This window comes from Methanococcus mangrovi (genome assembly GCF_054506835.1).
The window spans coordinates 1,635,166-1,653,917 of record NZ_CP197114.1 but is presented as its reverse complement, the minus strand read 5'-3'; the positions used below and the strand labels follow the sequence as shown (position 1 = coordinate 1,653,917).

Below are 18,752 nucleotides of genomic sequence, written 5' to 3'. Positions count from 1 at the left end.
TAAATTTATGCCAAATTTATACGCGCACCTTGTTTTATCAAAAATCTTTCTTGAAAAAAACCGGATAGATGTAAAAAAAGATTTTGATGCGGATAACTTTTACTTTGGAGCTTGTGTACCTGATATTGGATATTTTTCAGATATCGAGCGAAAAATTACCCATTTTTACGATTCCGATCCAGAATGTTTCTTTGAAAGGAATATTCCTTCTGAAATATCTTTTTTAAACGGGTATAAACTTCACCTGCATTTAGATAATATCTGGAAATATGAAATAAGACTTAAAAATAATATTTCAATTGAAGAAAACGCAATTATTTATGCATATTTTGACAGCTTTTTGAAAAATAGATATAATATCGAAAATTCTTCTTTTAAAAACCACGTTTTTAGGGGAAACTGTGATTTCCTGAAAAAGTTAAATATTGATAAAAATACCTGTGAAAACTGGAAAAAAACTGCGTTTTATACAATTTCTGAGTTCAAATTTGATGAAAAATATCAAAAAATAATTGAAAATTACCTAAAAATTTTAAAAATTATTTAAAAAACATTAAATTGAAATTATGCGGTTTTTATCAAAATCAAACGAAACTTCATCCCCTATTTTAAAATCTGTTGGCTTATTTGTCTGAACAGTAAATAAATAATTACCGTATTTTACGACATATCTTGTAATGCTTCCCAAAAATTCATAATCTAAAATTTCGCCTTTAAAGTGACCTTTTCCAAGTTTTATCGATTCGGGCCTTAAAAAGTACTTTTTATCATTGACTTCAATATCTAATTCATTAAGTATTGAAGAAGGAATTTCATTGATAATTCCGATGAATTTTGCAACAAACTCGGTTTTCGGGGAAGAATATATAGAATAAGGCTCTCCAAATTGTTCTATTTCCCCGTTATTCATTACTGCAACATTATCTGAAAGGGCGAGTGCTTCTTCCTGGTCGTGTGTTACATAAATTGTCGGGATTTCAAAATTTCTTTGTAGTTCTTTAAGCTCTTTTCTCATTTTTATCCTTAATTTTGCATCCAAATTACTTAATGGTTCATCTAAAAGCATTGCTTTTGGTTCTATCACTATTGCTCTTGCAATTGCAACCCTCTGCTGCATCCCGCCGCTCAATTCTTCAATAGAGTATTTTTCATATCCTCCCAAATTTACAATATCTATTGAATTTTTTACCTTTTCAGCGATATCCGATTTACTAAATTTTTTCAACCTTAAACCATACGCGATATTTTCAAAAACATTTAAATGTGGAAAAAGCGCGTAATTTTGAAATACAAGCCCGATATTCCGCTTATTTGGAGGAACATTTGTTATGTCTTTCCCATTTAAAAAAATTTTTCCGGTGTCAGGCCTTTCAAACCCTGCAATAATCCTCAAACACGTTGTTTTTCCACACCCGCTGGAACCAACAAGTGATACAAGCTCTTCACCGCATTCAAAATTGATGTCTCGTAAAACACTGTGTTCTTCAAAGTTTTTTGAGATATTTTCAAGCCTTAAATCCATTTTTTATCCCCTTTCATTTTCAATATTCCCACTATCCCGATTATCGATAAAATAACCATAAACATCGAATAGCACGCCCCTACACCAAGCTGCCGGTTTATAGTTGATTCAAATACCATTGCAGATAGCACTTTTGTATTTGCGGTCATTAAAAAGATTATCGAACCTAACGACTTTATTGTTGCGATAAAAGTATATATCATGCTGAATATTATTGCTGGCTTTAATAATGGAAGAACTACTTTATAAAACGTTTTTAATCGATTTGCACCAAGATTAAGAGATGCTTCTTCGACAGACTCTTCTATCTGGGAAAGTACCGAATTTCCTGTTTTAAATGAAAAAGGAAGCTTTCTAACCATGCAGTTTAAAATTATAATTGAAGACGTTCCGGTTAGCAGTAATGGATAATTATTAAATGCTAAAAGGTAGCCTAAACCCATAAATGTTCCTGGTATTGCAAACGGAAGTGTTATTACTAAATCCATTAGTTTTCGACCGAAAAATTTTCCCCTGTACACGATATAAGAATAAGCTACCCCTAAAAAAGCCACCAGAATGCTTGAAGATAGTGAATATATAAGCGTGTTTTTTATCGCTAACTGTCCTGCATTGATTGCTTCGAAAAAATAATCTAAAGTTAAAGTGTAGTTGTGGCCAAAACTCTTTGTAAATGATGCTACAAAAACCGCAAAAAACAAAAGATACGCGATTATTGAGAAAAACACTGCAGGAATTCCGAGAATTACTTTTTGTATATTACTGAGTGAATATTTTGTTAATTTAGATTTTTTAAGACCGTAACCTTTGTGGTATTTAGAATACAAATAAAAAAGGGCTAATGATGGAAAAAGAAGTATTACACTAAGAGTTGATGCCATTTGAATATTATATCTTCCGATTATTTCAAAATACGACGCCGTTGCAAGCGTGTTGAAATTACCGCCAACAATTATCGGGGTTCCAAAATCTGCCATTGACTGCATGAATATCAAAAGCCCTGCACTCAATATTCCGGGAATCAATAACGGTAGCGTTACTTTTTTGAAAACTTGGAATTCGTTTGAACCCAAATTTCTTGCAGCATCCTCAAATTCCCCAGAAATTCCAAGAAGTACCGCAGAAATTATAAAAAATGCAGTTGTCGTGTAGTCAATAGACTGCATTATTACGACACTTTTCCATCCGTATATATTTGGTTCAAGTCCAAACAACCCGTAAGTAACCGCCCCGTGTCTTCCAAAAAGAAAAACATATGCAAGTGATGAAATAAAACCCGGAGTAATTATTGGTAGGAAAACTGCGATTTTAAAAAAATTTTTAAATTTAAAATCGGTTTTAAAAATGATTATTGAAAAAATAAAACCCAATATTAAAGAAATTACTGTTGAAAAACACGCTACAACAATACTGTTTTTTAAAATACTAAAATAGTACGAATCTGAAATAAATTTAGAATAAGCGTCAATTGTAAAACCGTTTGAGCCGTAAAATGATTGTAAAAATACAGTGAGCACGGGATACATTATAAATATCAATAAAAAAGCGTTTGCAAGTATATAAAAACCATTTTCAAGAACTTTTGGATAAACTTTTGGTAGCGTTTCTTTTTTAAATAATTCTTTCATTTAGCGCACCTGTAAAAAAATAGATAAAAAAATTATTCAGTAGTTGAAATTTCTCTGTATCGAGATTCCCATTCGTCTAAAATCCTGTCCCTATTTTCTCCCCAGTACATGAAATCCATGTCGAGGAAATCAAGGTCTTCAGGGTTTGGAACACCGTCAATAACGTCAATGTCCCCCCTTACAGGTACACGAGGACTTGCCTGCATTAATACTTCCTGACCTTCTTTTGAAAGACACCAGTCAACAAATACTTTTGCATTTTCTGGGTGTTTTGCACCGCTTACTATTGAAACTGGGGATGGCCACCAGATAACTTTATTTAAAAATACAGATTTTACAGGTAAATTTGGATCTGCAATTAACGTCGTGTGTGGGTCAGGTGCTACACCGTATGCGTATTCACCAGCCGTTACTAAATTTCCAGGTCCGCTTCCTCTTTTTGTTAGGAACGGAGTGTTTTGGTAAAATTTATCAAGGTAATTCCAGCCTTCTTCTTCACCGTACATCTGGAGAATTCCACATATAGTAAAGTAGGCAGTACCTGAAACAGTTGGGTTTGATGCGATTAATTCGCCACTGTAATCTTCAGTTATTAAATCATCCCATGTTTCTGGCTCAGGTAATCCTTTTTCGGACATTAAATCAGTATTTTCTAAAATTCCGATTGTAACAAGAGAAACGCCCGTCCAGTAACCGTCTTCTTCAACAAATAATGGATCAATATCTTTTGCATTTGGGGATTTGTATGGTTCGAGCAGTCCGTCCTGCTGTGCACTTATAAATGCATCAATTCCGCCACCAAGCCATACATCTGCTGAAGGATTGCTTTGCTCAGCTTTTAGCCTTGAAAGCGCTTCACCAGAGGATAATGACACGTATTCCATCTTTATGCCAGTATCTTTTTCAAATTCTTCTGCAATTAAATCAAGTCCTCCGTATGCAACGTATACTGTCACAATTGGTTCTTCTTCAGATACTTCTGAAGCTTGCTGTTCAGTACATCCGGCAAATACGAGTACTGCCATAATACAGAAAATAGCGAGTATTCCATTTAACTTTTTCAAAATTACACCTCCGAAAATACATTAGTTAGTGTTTATCATATTATTTAATAATAATCATTAAATTATAAAATAGGATATGTAGTAATTATGAACTCTGATATCTAAAAGACATACAAAGGGCATAAAAAAATAATTCAATCATAGCACTTTGAAAGAAGGGACCTTGACCGGTTAATTGCAGAAATATATAATTTTACAATTAACGGAGAGATTATTGCATAATATGACCGGTATTTATTAATTAAACCTTTTTTATTCAGGCCTCTTGAAAGTTGGGCATTTTTTGTTATCTCAAACTCCCTTTTAGCTACTTCAAGCGTTGAAAATGTCATCCATGTTCCAATTCCAAGGTCTCGATTATAACTTGAAATAAACTCAACTAATTTTTCAATTGAAACGGAATTTATAAACCATTGCAATGTAAAAACGTATGCTAACAGCCTGTAAGCATTAGTTAAGCCGTTTTCGCCCATTACAAAATAGTAAAATATGACAAGATATGCAGAAAATAAAATCCATTTTTTTGAAAATACTTCAAATCTTTTGGTAAGTAAAACTACCGCGATAGATACCAAAAATCCATAAAATGGACTATAAAATACCAAAGCAAGCAAAAAAAAGGTAAAAAGTGAATATATCTTTACTTTAGCATACTGCATAGTTTAACCCTAATTTACGCATTAATTCACTTTTACGCCCAATTCTGAAAGTATATCTTTTGGGAATGGTTTTATTATGTAGTAAACAAGGATACAGGAAAGCAGTTTATCCACCAAATTTGCAGGAATTCTTGCTAAAAATGCTGATGAGAATATATCCTGTCCAGACTGTAAAAATACTGCTGTTAAAACGTCAACTCCTCCACCGACAAGTCCTCCAAAGAGATATACCGCAATAGGCGTTCCAACCATTGGCGCGAGTACTGCAAGTATTAACCCAACAATTATCGAATTTTTAAGAGTTATTCCATATTTAAGTGCTGCATACCCGGATACAAGCCCAATTACGATATTTACTATTGAAAATGGAATGTACGTTGGATCGAGCAAAAATCCAAGCAGTATGTTTGTAAAAAGTCCAACCAAAGCTCCTCCAACGGGACCCAACAAAAATCCGCTTAAAACTGTTCCAATACTGTCCAAAAAGATAGGCAATTTTAAAAACGTTGCAATCTGGCCACCGATAGCGTTTATTGCGATTCCAACAGGAATCGTTGTCATGTAAAGCACTTTTTTATCCATACTACCACCATCAAAGATTAATGGCAGTATTTGAACTGTAAAGTATATAATAGTGTCATTAAAATTATTAATACTTAATACATCATCTGAAAAAAATAAAAAATTAATCCCCAAGTTTTAAGTTGTAAACAGCAAGTTTGTCCTGGAATATGTAAATTATAAAAAATGCGGCCATGAAAGAGATTATTTTATCTGCAAAATTGGTATATAACCCTGCTGCAAACGCCGCTGTTGTAATTCCCTGTCCAAACGTGATTATTGTTTGTGTGATGTGCCCTACTCCCCCTGCAGTTATCCCGCCAAAGAAATAGATTGAAACTAAGTTTCCCATGATTGAAGAAACTATTGAAACCGCTACTGCGGCAAAACCTATCGTTTTTAAGTTAATTTGATTTTTATAAAGTATAATACCAGTAGTAAGCCCGATTAAAACATTTACAACTGCAAAAAGAAAGTTTTCCTCGGATAACAGGCTGCCGGTTATCAAATTTGTAACAAGCCCGACAAGAGCCCCGATGTGTGGGCCCAATATTATTGCACTTATTATTGTTCCAATACTGTCAAGATAAAGTGGAAATAAGTATATACCCTCGATATACGAACCAGCAACATTTACCCCGATACTAAACAGTAAAATTCCAGAAAATAAAATTCCGTACTTCAAAATATTCCCCCCTACCATGAATATTAATCTTATCCGAAAAAGTGATATATAAATATAGGTAGCACTAAACTCGGCTGATTTATTTAACTCATTTTTTAGCAGGGCATATTTCCTCGCAGTCTTTACAAAAAATACAGGAATTTAAATCTACTTTAATAATTTTAGATTTTAGTGAATCTTCTGGAGACAATACCGCATTAAGTGGGCAGAATTCAACGCATTTTAAACATAAATTACATTTTTCTGGATTTATTAAAATTTTGCCATTCTCAAAAGAAATTGCTTTTTCAGGGCATTTTTTAATACATAGTTTGCAGTTATTACATTCATTAGTAATTTCTGGAACATTTGAAACAGGTATTTCGTTTTTTAAAATAGGAATTGTACAGAAAATTGAACAAAAACCGCATTTTATACATTTTTCATGGTCCACCAAAAATCGGTTTTTTTCTATTGCATCGACAGGACATACGTTTAAACACGCACCGCAGTGTTCGCATATTATGTCTCGGAATTTAAAAACAGATATTGCGTTTGTTGGACATACATCGACACATAAACCGCAACAGATGCAGTCGTCAAGTTCTGGATTTTTGGTTTCTCCGATAAAAGTTGGATTTTTGTAGGGTTTGAATAAATTAAAAAAAATATCTTTTAAAAATTTTCCTTTTGTAAAAATCTTGTTAAATTCTTCGCCTTCGTGAGACATGTTTTCACAATACATCCAAATATATCAATTATAACAGTCAATATCAAAAAAGCGCCTTGGCCGGGATTTGAACCCGAGTCACAGGAGTGACAGTCCTGTATGATAGGCCGAGCTACACCACCAAGGCATTTTAAAGTAAATTTTGAGCGGGCCCGAAGGGATTCGAACCCTCGACCGCCTGATTAAAAGTCAGGCGCTCTACCAGACTAAGCTACGGGCCCAGATTGCTTGTTATATCAAAAATAGAAGTAAGGCGCCTTGGCCGGGATTTGAACCCGAGTCACAGGAGTGACAGTCCTGTATGATAGGCCGAGCTACACCACCAAGGCATGTGAAATGAGAAGTGACCGGCAGCGTCACATTGTTCCCACCAGATGGCAGTACTTAATGAATCGCTGGAGGGCTTAATTTCCGAGATCGGGATGGGATCGGATGGACACCCCCGCTTTGACCGCCGTATCAAAACAATAACGAGTTTTTAACTCTTCTACGTTTTTGAGCGGGCCCGAAGGGATTCGAACCCTCGACCGCCTGATTAAAAGTCAGGCGCTCTACCAGACTAAGCTACGGGCCCATGATAAATATTTGAGTCCCGCGAGCCGGATTTGAACCAGCGACATGCGGATCTACAGTCCGCCGTTCTACCAGTCTGAACTATCGCGGGAATATAAGTGGTGGGCCTGCCCAGATTCGAACTGGGGTTTCAGGATCCCAAATCCCAAAGGATGACCAGGCTACCCCACAGGCCCATAAGACGACTTATATTTGAACGTACCTATTTATAAAGGTAACTCAAGCCCCGGGGGGGATTCGAACCCCCGACCACCTGATTACAAGTCAGGCGCTCTACCAGGCTGAGCCACCGAGGCAATTTGTTCGCATACTCAATAATAGTATCATTATATATAAAGCTTTCGGTAGTTCTTCTTGGCAAATTATTTTCAAATAATTTTCGTGTTTCATGTTTAAAAAGATATTATAGAATTTGTTTTAAAATAAAGATTGAAGTAAATAAGCAGGATTAAATTCCTCTTTTTGCAAGAAGCATTTCTTCAGGGATTTCGTCAATATTTATTCCAACCATTGCTTCCCCTAAGTTTTTGCTTACTTCTCCAATGATATCTGGTTTATCGAAGTTGTAGGTTGCTTCAACAATTGCTTTTGCCCTTATTGCAGGGTTTCCAGATTTAAAGATTCCAGAGCCCACAAAAACCCCATCGCATCCCATCTGCATCATTAAAGCTGCGTCTGCAGGTGTTGCAATCCCACCAGCTGCGAAATTTACAACAGGAAGTCTTTTGAGTTCTGCAACTTCTGAAATTAAATCAACTGGAACTTTCAATTCGTTTCTTGCCATTTGAATTAATTCTGCTTCAAGACCCATTTCTTTGTATCCCACAACTCTTGCAATTCCTTCATTAACTGCTCTCATGTGTTTTACAGCTTCAACAACGTTTCCAGTTCCTGCTTCTCCTTTGGTCCTAATCATTGCTGCTCCTTCATCAATTCTTCTCAAAGCTTCGCCCAAATTTCTTGCACCGCAAACGAATGGTGCTGTAAATGCTCGTTTGTCGATGTGGTTTACTTCATCAGCAGGAGTTAAAACTTCACTCTCGTCAATCATATCTACGCCGATTGATTCTAACACCTGAGCTTCAACAAAGTGTCCAATTCTTGCTTTTGCCATTACTGGAATTGATACTGCATCTTTAATTTCTAAAATCATTTCAGGGTCAGACATTCTTGCAACGCCGCCTTGTACCCTAATATCTGCAGGAACTCTTTCTAAAGCCATTACCGCAGCAGCACCTGCATCTTCTGCAATCTGTGCCTGTTCCACGTTTGTAACATCCATTACAACCCCGTGTTTTACCATTTTCGCAAATCCTCTTTTTAAAAGGTCTGTTCCTAATTTTTTCATCATATCTCTCCATTTCTGGTATATCCTAATTTAATAAGCGTTTCAAAATTAATTTTATTTTCAAATATAAAAAAGTATGTCGATTTTTTAATATATTTAATTTAAAAAAGATAATTAATCTTAAAAGCCATTTTCACCAATTAATGGAACAAAAGCAACTTCTAAAAGTTTTTCTTCGGATATTTCACCATTTATTTTCCTGTAACGCATTAATGTCTGAAAATGGCTTCCAACAGGAGATAGTATAATTCCGCCATCGTTTAACTGTTCAAAAAGTGCTTTTGGAACGTCTGGACCTGACGCAGTAACATATATCCTATCATACGGCGCATTTTTCAAATATCCTTTTGTACCATCCCCCAAAATTACTTCAACATTTTCATATCCGAGTTCTGACAGTGTTTGCTTTGATTTTTCAAAAAGTTCAGGTATCCGTTCTACTGTCGTGACTTTTCCAAAATTTCCAATTATTTCAGAAACCACTGCTGCATGATACCCCGAACCCGTTCCAATCTCAAGCACGTTTTGCCCAATATCTAAGTCAAGTTCTTCACACATTATCCCGACCATGTGGATTGCAGAAATAGTCTGACCGTACCCTATTCCCAACGGACTATCGGTGTATGCATATTCTTCCATTGCCTTAGGAATAAATTTATGCCTTGGAACACTTAAAAGTGCATCTATTACACTTTGTTTTTTGATATGCCCTCTTGAAATTAAATTTTCGACCACTGGAACAATTTCGTTTAAAGGCATGGCTTCCCCCTAAAAAAATTGATTAATATTTATATCTTCAAAAAGATATATAAATCGGCTTTAAACTCTTAGGTGACTATATGGAAAATATCGAAAATATCGAAAATGCGCTTGAAAAATACCATGATATTAAAGTAAAACACGTGATACCGCCAGTAAATACTATGCCTGTTGTTTGCTGTAATGATTCAATTCTAAAAGTCATGGAAAATTTAAGATCAAGACACCACGTCTGGGTCATAAATTGTGAAGAAGAAGGCAGTTTACTCGGAGTTATTAAATATTTAAGTGTCATAGATTTTTTATTGCCTCCTGACAAACATAATTTATACATAGGAAGTACCAGATCGGCATTAAAGTCAGTTATTGGTGGCGCAAAAACTGCAAAAGAAGTTATGGAAAAAAATGCGCTTGCAATTAATCACAATTCAACTGTACTCGATGCATTGCTAAAAATGAAACGATACAATGTCCAGATTTTGGCAGTACTCGATGATAATGAAAGATTAATCGGCGAAATAAGTTTAAAAATATTAATTGACAAATTTTTAAGTCTTTGTTTGGCTCAATGACGAATAGAGGGATTTTTAATGGAAACTAGCTGGGTGTTGTTTACCATCGGAATTGCGATAATTTTTGGTAAACTTGGTGACCACCTGATGAACCGATTGGGTTTTCCTGGAGTTCTTGGCGAAATGATTATGGGAATGATCCTTGGAAATCTTGTATATTTTGGATTAGTGAGTCCTGAGCATCTTACAATTCAAAATAATGAAGTTTTTGATTTTTTATCGAGACTTGGAATTATATTTTTGTTATTTTTAGGTGGACTTGATACAGATTTATCAGTTTTGAAAAAAACCGGAAAAATTGCAACAGTTTCAACAGTTTTTGGTGTTTTAGTTCCCCTATTGATGGGCTATCTTGCACTGCAGTATATGGGATACAGCACCGCTGAATCGTTTGCAGGAGGAGTAGTTTTAACTGCAACGAGTATCGGGATAACTGTTAGGGTAATGATGGACATGGGCGTTTTAAAAAGCGAAGTTGGTGCAGCATCCCTTAGTGCGAGCATCATGGACGACTTTTTAGGTATAATGCTGATTATATTTGCAGTTGGTACTGGAAGTATTCTTGGACTTTTGGGAAAATTCGCAATTTTCTTTGTAATTACGGGTTTTCTTGCCATGAAATTTGTACATAAATTCATTTCATTTTCTGAAAAACTCCAGGTAGAAAAGGGAATTCTCTCTCTTGCAATAGCCGTCATGTTTTTATTCTCGTTTTTAGCGGAAAACTGGTTTGAAGCAGCTATTGAAGGCTCTTTTATGGCAGGACTCGTACTTTCCAGAACTGCTGAAGGTAAAAACTTAATTGAAGATGTCAAAACAATTGGATACAGTATATTAATCCCATTATTTTTCGTCTATACCGGAGCATCCCTTAATTTAACAATTTTTGGAAATTTTGATGCATTATACCTTGCTCTTGTACTAACAGTAATTGCAATTGTAAGTAAGGTCATTGGAAGGGGATTTGGTGCCAGAATCATGGGATGGAACTTCAAAAAATCACTTCAAATGGGAATTGGGTCAATTCCAAGGGCTGAAATTGCATTAATAAACCTCATGGTCGCAATACATGCAGGAGTAATTTCTGATTCAAATGTTGGAAAATTTATTGCTGCAACGATGATATTCATTACAATATCAATTATTTCAACACCGCCGCTATTAAAATGGGCCTACGCAAAAGAAACTGAAATTTAATTCTATTTTTATTTTTTTATTGCGATATACGCGATATAACTTATTAAAAATGAAAATACTGCCCCTATTTTATACATGTTTGAAATTCCAACAATATCTGAGATATATCCAAGCAGAACTGCTCCAGAAAATATTCCTACATTTATGCTCGCGGTGTAAAGCCCCATCGCTTCTCCCTTTCGTTCATGAGGAATATCCCGAATTGCAATCGAATTTATTCCTGGCGTACTCATTGAAGCTCCAATTGATGCAATAATTAGCGAAATAAACATTTCTATAAAGTTAGTAGACATTGCAAGAATATACATTCCAATATTTCCAATAAATATTCCTTTTAAAATTATGCTGCTTCCTTTCTCGTCAAAAATTTTTCCGAATTTTTTCTGAGTTATTGCAAGAACTAAATTCATTGCTGCAAGCATTATTCCAATTTTAAATGCAGAAATTCCATAATCATAAGCATAAATTGCCAAATATGCGAGAAGTGCACCCCTCGAAATTGTTATTGCAATGTTTATAATAAAAGCTGCGCTGAAATTTCTCATTTTTAAAAATTCAAGCGAAAATAAGTTTTTCCCAGATATTTTTGTTTTTTCCTTTGCTTTTACATCGTCTAATTTAAAATATGCGATTATGGATGCAATAATTCCTAAAATCCCGCAAACATAGAAAGGAACCATAATTCCATACATATCTGCAAGTAAGCCCCCAAGTAATGGTCCAACCCCAAATCCAAGAGATACTGCAGAATTAAATACTCCCATGTATTCTCCAAGTTTTGATTTAGGGGACACCTGTGCAATATAAGAACCTGCAACAGGATTTACAAATGCAGAAAATACCCCTGTAAGCGTCCTGACTGCAAGTATAGTTGCAAATCCAGATGCTAAACTGTAAAATAACGTTGTTACCCCGTAAAGAAGTGTTCCAGCAACTAAAAATACTTTTTTTCCGTAGGTATCGGAGAGTGTTCCTGCAGGAAGTTGAAAAATTGTTCTAACAAGCGAAAACGAACCAAAAATCAGACCGATCTGGAAATTTGACAGGCCGTACGATTTTGCAAATATCGCAAGAAGCGGCGAAATCAACCCGATACCGAGCATCGTTACAAAAATTGTAATCCATAGAACGTAAATTCCGTTCATTTTTTCCTGCATGACTTTTCACATTTTTTATTTTATGATAAACTCGCTTTTAATAGATAAATACTATGGGGCAATCAGAAAAGTTTACAAACATATAAAAATAGGTAATGCTTAATGGAAATAAACCAAAAAAATTACAATTGAGGTGTAATTATGGTATACAAAGTAAACGAAGATGAATGCATCGCATGTGGAGCATGTGTTCCAGTATGTCCTGTAGAAGCTATCTCAGAAAAAGATGACGGTAAAGCACACATCGACTGCGCAAAATGTAACGACTGTGGCGACTGTTCCGATGTTTGCCCTGTAGAATGCATTAAACAGGAAAAAACCTGCGGATGCTGCCAATAATTATTTTAATCTTTTAATCTATTTTTAAATTACTCGTAATGAAGGATAAGATTTAATTTTGTAACTTTTGAACATTTATTTTCATAACCGTGGGGTTTATCTGCGTAAAACCTGATTGTATCATTTTTTTTAAGAAAATAATCGATTTCACCAATTGAAAGTACCAATTCCCCGTCAAAAACTGTTATAATTTCTTCAGTTCCTTTCACGTGGCCTTCCGAATAATACTTGTGTCCAGGTTTTATTTCAACAATATACGTTTCAAATCGTTTGTCGTCTTCAAATGAAATTACAGGATAGAGTTTGTGGCCTTCTCCTTCAAACACAGGGTTTAAATCCTCAAATGGCATTATTTCGATTTCTGGTTTTTCGTTCTTTAAAAGTGACGTGAATGAAACTTTTAAACCATTGGAAATTTTTAGAATCGTTGAAATTGTCGGATTTACTTCTCCACGCTCGATTTGACCAAGCATACTTTTACTAACGCCCGTAAGGTTTGATAACGCATCTAAACTTAAATCTTTTCTTTTTCGGACTGTTTTCAGGTTTTTAGAAATTGCCTCATTTAAGTCTTTCATACTTTTCCTCGTGCACTATAATGTATATATAGATTAAGATAAACTACCATATAATCAATACTTGTATATTAGCATGTTATAAATTATCGATTAAATCATTATCGAAAATTTGGGGATGAATATGGCATTAAGCTACTCAAAAAGAATGAATAATATTAAATCATCTGAAATAAGAGAAATATTGAAAGTTACCCAGAATCCTGAAATTATATCTTTTGCAGGAGGCCTTCCTGCGCCGGAACTCTTTCCAGTAAAAGAAATGAAAGAAATTTCAGTACTTGTTCTTGATGAAATGGGTCCAGAGTCCCTCCAATATGACGTAACGGAAGGATACCCCCCACTCAGGCAGCAGATTTCAGAAAGGATGAATAAAGTATTGAAAACAGATGTTACAAAAGATAATATTTTAATCGTCTGTGGGTCTCAGCAGGGCTTAGATTTCTCTGGAAAAGTGTTTTTAGATGAAAATGATGTAGTTTTATGTGAAAGTCCAACATACCTTGGAGCGATTAACGCATTCAAATCATACGAACCACAATTTAAGGAAGTTCCTACTGATGACTTTGGAATGATTCCAGAAGAACTTGAAAAAATTTTAAAAACTACCAAAAATGTAAAATTCATTTATACCATCCCTGATTTTCAAAATCCAACTGGAAAGACGTGGACTCCTGAAAGAAGGGAAAAATTCATGAAAATAATTGAAAAATATGAAATTCCGGTAATTGAAGATAACCCTTACGGAGAATTAAGATTTGATGGAGAAATGCTGCCTTCATTAAAATCAATGGATTCAAAAGGGCTTGTAATTCATTTGGGAACGTTTTCAAAAACCTTCTGTCCGGGTTTAAGAGTAGGATGGATTGCTGCATCGGAAAACATCCTTGAAAAATATATTCTCGTAAAACAGAGCGGGGATTTGCACACATCGTCATTTTCTCAAAGACTTATTTCAAAAATGCTTGAAAATTATGATTTTGACGAAAGAGTATCCAAATTAAAAGAATTATATAAAGGCAGAAGAGATTTGATGATTAAAACAATTGCAGAAGAGTTTCCAGAAGGTATTAAATACACGAACCCTGAAGGCGGGCTTTTTACCTGGGTCGAACTTCCAGAAGGGTACAATGCACGCGAATTTTTAGATGAATGTCTGAAAAATAACGTTGCAATCGTTCCGGGAGGTTCGTTCTTCCCAAACGGAGGACATGAAAACTCATTCAGGTTGAATTATTCAAATATGCCGGATACAAAAATAATTGAAGGAATTAAAAGGCTTTCAAAAGTTTTAAAAGAATATTTAAATTAAGATTTAATTTTTCACTTTTTTATTTTTTTACCCATGAATCAAGGGTCAATTTTGGTTTATACCACTTAACTGTTACAGGAACTTTTGAAATATGCCCGTATTCCCCGCCCCCTCCAGGATAAATGTATATTTTGCCGGTTCTGAAGAGTTCAATCATTTTTCCAACATGCTCATTTATCTTTTTAACTTCATTTATATCTTCATTTATTAAAACATCGATTTCATTTCCGTATTTTGTGATATACTGCTCCCAAATCGTATCTACTGATTTTGTTCCGATATTCTTTCCTACCGCAAGCGCGATTATTTCTGCGAGAGGAATTATTTTGTGGTATTTTGGCCTGAAATCTGGATGAATTACTTTTTTATCCTTTGAAAGTTCCAAGGTTTTATCATGAACTCCTTTTTTAATCGTTCCTTTGCAGTCAGGACACTTAAAGTTATTTTCTTCCGCGTCTTCTAATTTAAACCGGGTAAAACATCTCGTGCATGCGGTTAAATGGTATTTTCCAAGATTTGGATCGAGTCCATAGTTTGCAGTTATTTTATTGTGTTTTAAAACCTTTTTTATCTCTTCAAAGTTTGTTTCGAGCCCCCCGAGCTCATCTACGTCCATCTGATTAAATTCCCGTCCAAGCCTGTGAGAATAAAAGGAGTGAGCATCAGAATTACTTAAAAAAGGTAAATCCCGAAGTTCTTCGACCATATCTGCCATATCAGTATCCGCAGAAAGTCCAAGCTCGATAAAATCTGGTTTTCTCGCATAACAGTTGTAAATTGATGTAAATGATTTATAAATACTTGTCCACGGCGTAAATGCATGCGCGGGCCCGATAAGTCCACCAATGTCCCTTACTGCATCGATAATTTCCATTCCATTCATTGAAACTCTTGGTCTACCATCAGCATCGATATTTTTTGAATATTTTGAAAATTTATCTCTTAAATCGTGAGCCTGAGATGTGTGTGGCAAATATATCAGGTGATGGACCCGATTTCTGTCTTCAACCTCTGTTGAAAGAAGAAGCGGTTTATCTGCGTATTTTTCGATTTCTTCGAGCCATTTTGAGTGTAAACAGTCTCCAGTCGCGATTAAATCGAGACCTTTTACTGGACCATATTTTAATATATGCTCAATATCCATATACTTAGAAGTTCCCATAGAATATTTTGAGTGAATATGTAGATCCGCATTTATTATCATGAAATCACCTGGTGAGATTATATGAATATAGATTATTCTGTTTTAAAAAAATACCCATTGTGCGACAGATGTTTTGGAAGACTTTATGGAAAACTTATTAGGTCTAGTAATTTTGAGAGAGGACACGCCTTAAAACTTGCTAAAGCAATCGAACTTGAAGAAGATTTAAGAACTGCCCTTGAAGAGATGAAAGAAACTTCTGAAAATCCAGAACTAAAATCAGTAGAACCTGAAAAATTGGAAGAAATTAAAGAATTGATGTATTGTCTTTATAAATCAGGAATTTCCGGAATAAAACTTGATTTAATTGAGGATATTGAAAAATACGAAACAAAATTTAAAAATGAAGCCGAATATGAAAAAACTGAAGAATGCGACGAACTCTGCCCTTGGTGTAAAGGAATTTTTGAACCTGAAAATATTGAAAAAGTTGCTGAAAATGTAGTTGATGCACTTTCGGAATACGAGTTTGAAAGCTTTTTAGTCGGTACAAAACTTCCAAAAAGATTTAAAGAACTTGAAAACGAGATTGAAACTCCATTTATGGAAAGTATACGGCAGGAATTTGGAAGAGAACTTGGAAAAGTTGTAGTTCCATTAGTCAAAAAGCGAGTTGACAAGGAAAATCCAGACATTGTTGTAATGGTAAACCCGTACAACCAAAAAGTTACACTTCAAGTAAACCCCGTATTTATCAAAGGACGATATAAAAAGCTTGTTAGGGGAATTCCTCAAAGCCACTGGGACTGCAGGTCTTGCAGAGGAAAAGGCTGTGAAAAATGTAACTTTACTGGAAAACAGTACATGACTTCAGTTGAAGAAATCATTGCAGAACCGTTTATGGAAAGAATGAAAGGAAGCTCAGAAGCACTTCACGGTGCAGGACGAGAAGATATTGACGTTAGGATGCTTGGAAACGGAAGGCCTTTTGTAATTGAAATAAAAGAGCCTAAAGTTAGAACCGTTAATTTAGAAGAACTTACTTCAAAAGTCAATGAATCCGGAAACGTTGAAATAATAAATGTTGAATACGGGGTTAAAAAGGACGTTCACTTTTTCAAAAATGAACCCCACAAAAAAACATATCTTGCTCAAGTGGAGTGCGAAGGAAAAGTATCAAAAGAAGAAGTGACAGAATTAGCAAAAAAACTTGAAAATCTAACGATTGACCAAAGAACGCCAGATAGAGTCTCGCATCGAAGGGCTGACCTCGTGCGTGTGCGTAAGGTATATAAAGCTTGGCCGCATATGATTGATGATTATAACTTTGAACTTAAGATATTCTGCGATGGCGGATTATACATCAAAGAGCTTATTAACAGCGATGAAGGAAGAACTACGCCTTCTGTTTCGGAATTGCTAAACAAAAAATGCATCTGTAAATTTTTAGATGTTTTGGATGTTCACGACTACGATGATGTAGAATATATCTAAAATAGAAATGGTTATATATTGGTAGTGAAAAAAAGGATAGACACTATGCCAATTATTTTTGTGAAACACATTAGGAGGAATACTTATGCAAAAAAGTGAAGGATTTAGAAGCAAAACAAGATATAAACTTTCAAAACACCCAAGACAGAAAGGAATGGCTCCATTAACAAGAGCTTTAAAATGCTACACCGAAGGAGACAGAGTTCACGTAGTACTCGACCCTTCAGTACAAAAAGGAATGCCACACCCAAAATTCCACGGTAAAACCGGAGTTGTTGTTGCTCAAAGAGGAAGATCGTTCTTAGTTAGAGTAAAAGACGGCGGAAAATACAAAGATATTATTGCTAGACCGCAACACTTAAGAGAATCTAAATTATAATTTATTTTTAGATATCTTTTTTTTTGAGACTAATCTGTTTTGAGGGAGATTATGATTGGAAAGGAAATTATTTCCGAGAAATACACAACAATTGCTCATGCAACCGAAATTATGGATGAAAGAGCAGATTTTGACGAATTATCTTACGAACACGGTTGTTCGCTTGACTATTTAAGAAAATTTTCAACAATAAGTAAAGAAGATGCTGATTCCATGCTTGAACAGCTCGTAAATTTAGGGCTAACTGAAAAAATGGCAGTTAAAATTATAGACTTACTTCCAGAAACAGAAGAAGACCTGAAAATCATATTTTACAGAGTCGATGTCCCTGAAAACAAGGACGAAATTTTAGAAGTAGTTAGTAAGTACAAATAACGCTTTTCTACTATTTTACTACTAAACCAATTAGTTTTTTATTGAACCAACACGATATTAAATAATGTTATTTTAATTTTCAACATCAACAGGTGTAAGTATGAGAGAGGGGCATGAACAGAATAAACGAGAGTTTGAAGATTACGCATACGTTTTGGACTTCTTAGAATACGGGTACCCTGAAGATACTAAACCTCTTCATCAAAAAAAACCAGTTGCGCAAGCTTTTGGTGAAAAACAGTTTGTAATGATGGAATTAACCTTTAAAGATAATCAGTTTGCAGACCTTGCAGAAAAACTCTATATTGGCAAAGGAAAACGGGAAAAAGTAGAATTCGTATCAAAAATGTTAAAATACGACCAATTAACGCCTACTGCAAAAACAGAACTTCTTCACGTGATAAAAGAAGCTGTACAGGCTCAGGAAGAACGGTTCGTTGACTTTTTAAACAATTGCGGACCAATTACAAACCGGATGCATACCTTGCAATTACTTCCGGGAATTGGAAAAACTTCCATGTGGAAAGTAATCGAAGAAAGGGAAATAAAGAAATTTGAAAGCTTTAAGGATTTTGAAGATAGAGTCAGGAAAAACATAGTTGACCCGCTTGCAAAAAGAATAGAAGAGGAATTAAAAGAGCCTCAAAAACACTATATCTTTGTAAAGTGGAAAACTACCCATTAATTTCTTTTTTTGGTG

At 35.0% G+C, this 18,752-nt stretch carries 21 protein-coding genes, 7 tRNA genes and 1 rRNA gene; 9 read left to right on the top strand and 20 right to left on the bottom strand.

Annotation, left to right across the window (positions count from 1 at the left end):
• Nucleotides 1-7: 7 nt before the first annotated feature.
• Entirely contained in the window at nucleotides 8-547 is a 540-nt protein-coding gene (locus tag ACS5L2_RS09005; protein ID WP_459201650.1) for a hypothetical protein, read from the top strand.
• Between the two features lie 6 nt (nucleotides 548-553).
• Here the strand turns inward: ACS5L2_RS09005 and ACS5L2_RS09000 are convergent, their stop codons facing one another.
• From ACS5L2_RS09000 to ACS5L2_RS08920, 17 genes are all read right to left on the bottom strand, one after another.
• The gene (locus ACS5L2_RS09000; RefSeq protein ID WP_459201649.1) at nucleotides 554-1,522 is read right to left on the bottom strand and encodes an ABC transporter ATP-binding protein; all 969 of its coding nucleotides are present in this window, start codon (nucleotides 1,520-1,522) and stop codon (nucleotides 554-556) included.
• Nucleotides 1,513-3,150 (bottom strand): ABC transporter permease, encoded by a 1,638-nt coding sequence (locus tag ACS5L2_RS08995; RefSeq protein ID WP_459201648.1) that lies wholly within the window; start codon nucleotides 3,148-3,150, stop codon nucleotides 1,513-1,515. The genes ACS5L2_RS09000 and ACS5L2_RS08995 overlap by 10 nt, the downstream gene beginning before the upstream one ends.
• Before the next feature lie 32 nt (nucleotides 3,151-3,182).
• The gene (locus ACS5L2_RS08990) at nucleotides 3,183-4,214 is read right to left on the bottom strand and encodes an ABC transporter substrate-binding protein (protein WP_459201647.1); all 1,032 of its coding nucleotides are present in this window, start codon (nucleotides 4,212-4,214) and stop codon (nucleotides 3,183-3,185) included.
• Nucleotides 4,215-4,348: 134 nt separating this feature from the next.
• Entirely contained in the window at nucleotides 4,349-4,873 is a 525-nt protein-coding gene (locus ACS5L2_RS08985; protein ID WP_459201646.1) for an energy-coupling factor transporter transmembrane component T family protein, read from the bottom strand.
• Nucleotides 4,874-4,894: 21 nt separating this feature from the next.
• The gene (locus ACS5L2_RS08980) at nucleotides 4,895-5,455 is read right to left on the bottom strand and encodes a CD3073 family putative ECF transporter S component (protein WP_459201645.1); all 561 of its coding nucleotides are present in this window, start codon (nucleotides 5,453-5,455) and stop codon (nucleotides 4,895-4,897) included.
• A 103-nt stretch (nucleotides 5,456-5,558) separates the two neighbouring features.
• Nucleotides 5,559-6,119 carry a hypothetical protein gene (locus ACS5L2_RS08975; protein WP_459201644.1) on the bottom strand — a complete coding sequence of 187 codons (561 nt, stop codon included), beginning with the start codon at nucleotides 6,117-6,119 and terminating at the stop codon, nucleotides 5,559-5,561.
• Between the two features lie 88 nt (nucleotides 6,120-6,207).
• A complete protein-coding gene (locus ACS5L2_RS08970; RefSeq protein ID WP_459201643.1) occupies nucleotides 6,208-6,828 on the bottom strand; it encodes a 4Fe-4S binding protein in 621 nt (206 codons plus the stop codon).
• 52 nt (nucleotides 6,829-6,880) lie between these two features.
• Nucleotides 6,881-6,955, bottom strand: a tRNA-Asp gene (locus ACS5L2_RS08965).
• A gap of 20 nt (nucleotides 6,956-6,975) precedes the next feature.
• A tRNA-Lys gene (locus ACS5L2_RS08960) sits at nucleotides 6,976-7,049 on the bottom strand.
• 33 nt (nucleotides 7,050-7,082) lie between these two features.
• A tRNA-Asp gene (locus ACS5L2_RS08955) sits at nucleotides 7,083-7,157 on the bottom strand.
• Nucleotides 7,158-7,173: 16 nt separating this feature from the next.
• A 5S ribosomal RNA gene (gene rrf / locus ACS5L2_RS08950) occupies nucleotides 7,174-7,287 on the bottom strand.
• 41 nt (nucleotides 7,288-7,328) lie between these two features.
• Nucleotides 7,329-7,402: transfer RNA gene (locus ACS5L2_RS08945), tRNA-Lys, on the bottom strand.
• 16 nt (nucleotides 7,403-7,418) lie between these two features.
• A tRNA-Tyr gene (locus ACS5L2_RS08940) sits at nucleotides 7,419-7,492 on the bottom strand.
• 8 nt (nucleotides 7,493-7,500) lie between these two features.
• A tRNA-Pro gene (locus ACS5L2_RS08935) sits at nucleotides 7,501-7,577 on the bottom strand.
• Between the two features lie 46 nt (nucleotides 7,578-7,623).
• Nucleotides 7,624-7,697 (bottom strand) — tRNA-Thr (locus tag ACS5L2_RS08930).
• A 152-nt stretch (nucleotides 7,698-7,849) separates the two neighbouring features.
• A complete protein-coding gene (pdxS, locus tag ACS5L2_RS08925) occupies nucleotides 7,850-8,749 on the bottom strand; it encodes a pyridoxal 5'-phosphate synthase lyase subunit PdxS (RefSeq protein ID WP_459201642.1) in 900 nt (299 codons plus the stop codon).
• Between the two features lie 120 nt (nucleotides 8,750-8,869).
• The gene (locus tag ACS5L2_RS08920; RefSeq protein ID WP_459201641.1) at nucleotides 8,870-9,508 is read right to left on the bottom strand and encodes a protein-L-isoaspartate O-methyltransferase; all 639 of its coding nucleotides are present in this window, start codon (nucleotides 9,506-9,508) and stop codon (nucleotides 8,870-8,872) included.
• An 89-nt stretch (nucleotides 9,509-9,597) separates the two neighbouring features.
• On the opposite strand from ACS5L2_RS08920, the gene ACS5L2_RS08915 reads away from it, so the two are divergent.
• Nucleotides 9,598-10,080, top strand: a complete 483-nt coding sequence (locus ACS5L2_RS08915) for a CBS domain-containing protein (protein WP_459202636.1) — start codon at nucleotides 9,598-9,600, stop codon at nucleotides 10,078-10,080.
• An 18-nt stretch (nucleotides 10,081-10,098) separates the two neighbouring features.
• Nucleotides 10,099-11,277, top strand: coding sequence for a cation:proton antiporter (locus ACS5L2_RS08910; RefSeq protein ID WP_459201640.1), 1,179 nt, complete (start codon nucleotides 10,099-10,101; stop codon nucleotides 11,275-11,277).
• Between the two features lie 8 nt (nucleotides 11,278-11,285).
• On the opposite strand, the gene ACS5L2_RS08905 is transcribed toward ACS5L2_RS08910, so the two are convergent.
• Nucleotides 11,286-12,434: an MFS transporter gene (locus ACS5L2_RS08905; RefSeq protein ID WP_459201639.1), complete on the bottom strand. Its 1,149-nt coding sequence runs from the start codon at nucleotides 12,432-12,434 to the stop codon at nucleotides 11,286-11,288.
• Nucleotides 12,435-12,575: 141 nt separating this feature from the next.
• On the opposite strand from ACS5L2_RS08905, the gene ACS5L2_RS08900 reads away from it, so the two are divergent.
• Complete coding sequence (locus tag ACS5L2_RS08900; RefSeq protein ID WP_459201638.1) at nucleotides 12,576-12,773, top strand: 4Fe-4S dicluster domain-containing protein; 198 nt, start codon at nucleotides 12,576-12,578, stop codon at nucleotides 12,771-12,773.
• A gap of 29 nt (nucleotides 12,774-12,802) precedes the next feature.
• Here ACS5L2_RS08900 and ACS5L2_RS08895 read toward each other — a convergent pair whose 3' ends face one another.
• Nucleotides 12,803-13,351 (bottom strand): helix-turn-helix domain-containing protein, encoded by a 549-nt coding sequence (locus ACS5L2_RS08895; RefSeq protein ID WP_459201637.1) that lies wholly within the window; start codon nucleotides 13,349-13,351, stop codon nucleotides 12,803-12,805.
• 121 nt (nucleotides 13,352-13,472) lie between these two features.
• Here ACS5L2_RS08895 and ACS5L2_RS08890 point away from each other — a divergent pair, with 121 nt between their 5' ends.
• Nucleotides 13,473-14,660, top strand: coding sequence for an aminotransferase-like domain-containing protein (locus tag ACS5L2_RS08890; protein ID WP_459201636.1), 1,188 nt, complete (start codon nucleotides 13,473-13,475; stop codon nucleotides 14,658-14,660).
• Between the two features lie 19 nt (nucleotides 14,661-14,679).
• Here the strand turns inward: ACS5L2_RS08890 and ACS5L2_RS08885 are convergent, their stop codons facing one another.
• The gene (locus tag ACS5L2_RS08885; RefSeq protein WP_459201635.1) at nucleotides 14,680-15,864 is read right to left on the bottom strand and encodes a TIGR00375 family protein; all 1,185 of its coding nucleotides are present in this window, start codon (nucleotides 15,862-15,864) and stop codon (nucleotides 14,680-14,682) included.
• A gap of 21 nt (nucleotides 15,865-15,885) precedes the next feature.
• On the opposite strand from ACS5L2_RS08885, the gene ACS5L2_RS08880 reads away from it, so the two are divergent.
• The 4 genes from ACS5L2_RS08880 (at nucleotide 15,886) to ACS5L2_RS08865 (ending at nucleotide 18,737) form a co-directional block, all read left to right on the top strand.
• Complete coding sequence (locus tag ACS5L2_RS08880) at nucleotides 15,886-17,298, top strand: tRNA pseudouridine(54/55) synthase Pus10 (RefSeq protein ID WP_459201634.1); 1,413 nt, start codon at nucleotides 15,886-15,888, stop codon at nucleotides 17,296-17,298.
• A gap of 85 nt (nucleotides 17,299-17,383) precedes the next feature.
• Nucleotides 17,384-17,677 carry a 50S ribosomal protein L21e gene (locus ACS5L2_RS08875; protein WP_459201633.1) on the top strand — a complete coding sequence of 98 codons (294 nt, stop codon included), beginning with the start codon at nucleotides 17,384-17,386 and terminating at the stop codon, nucleotides 17,675-17,677.
• Between the two features lie 51 nt (nucleotides 17,678-17,728).
• Nucleotides 17,729-18,052 carry an RNA polymerase Rpb4 family protein gene (locus ACS5L2_RS08870; RefSeq protein ID WP_459201632.1) on the top strand — a complete coding sequence of 108 codons (324 nt, stop codon included), beginning with the start codon at nucleotides 17,729-17,731 and terminating at the stop codon, nucleotides 18,050-18,052.
• Between the two features lie 100 nt (nucleotides 18,053-18,152).
• Nucleotides 18,153-18,737, top strand: a complete 585-nt coding sequence (locus ACS5L2_RS08865) for a DUF655 domain-containing protein (RefSeq protein WP_459201631.1) — start codon at nucleotides 18,153-18,155, stop codon at nucleotides 18,735-18,737.
• Nucleotides 18,738-18,752 lie beyond the last annotated feature (15 nt).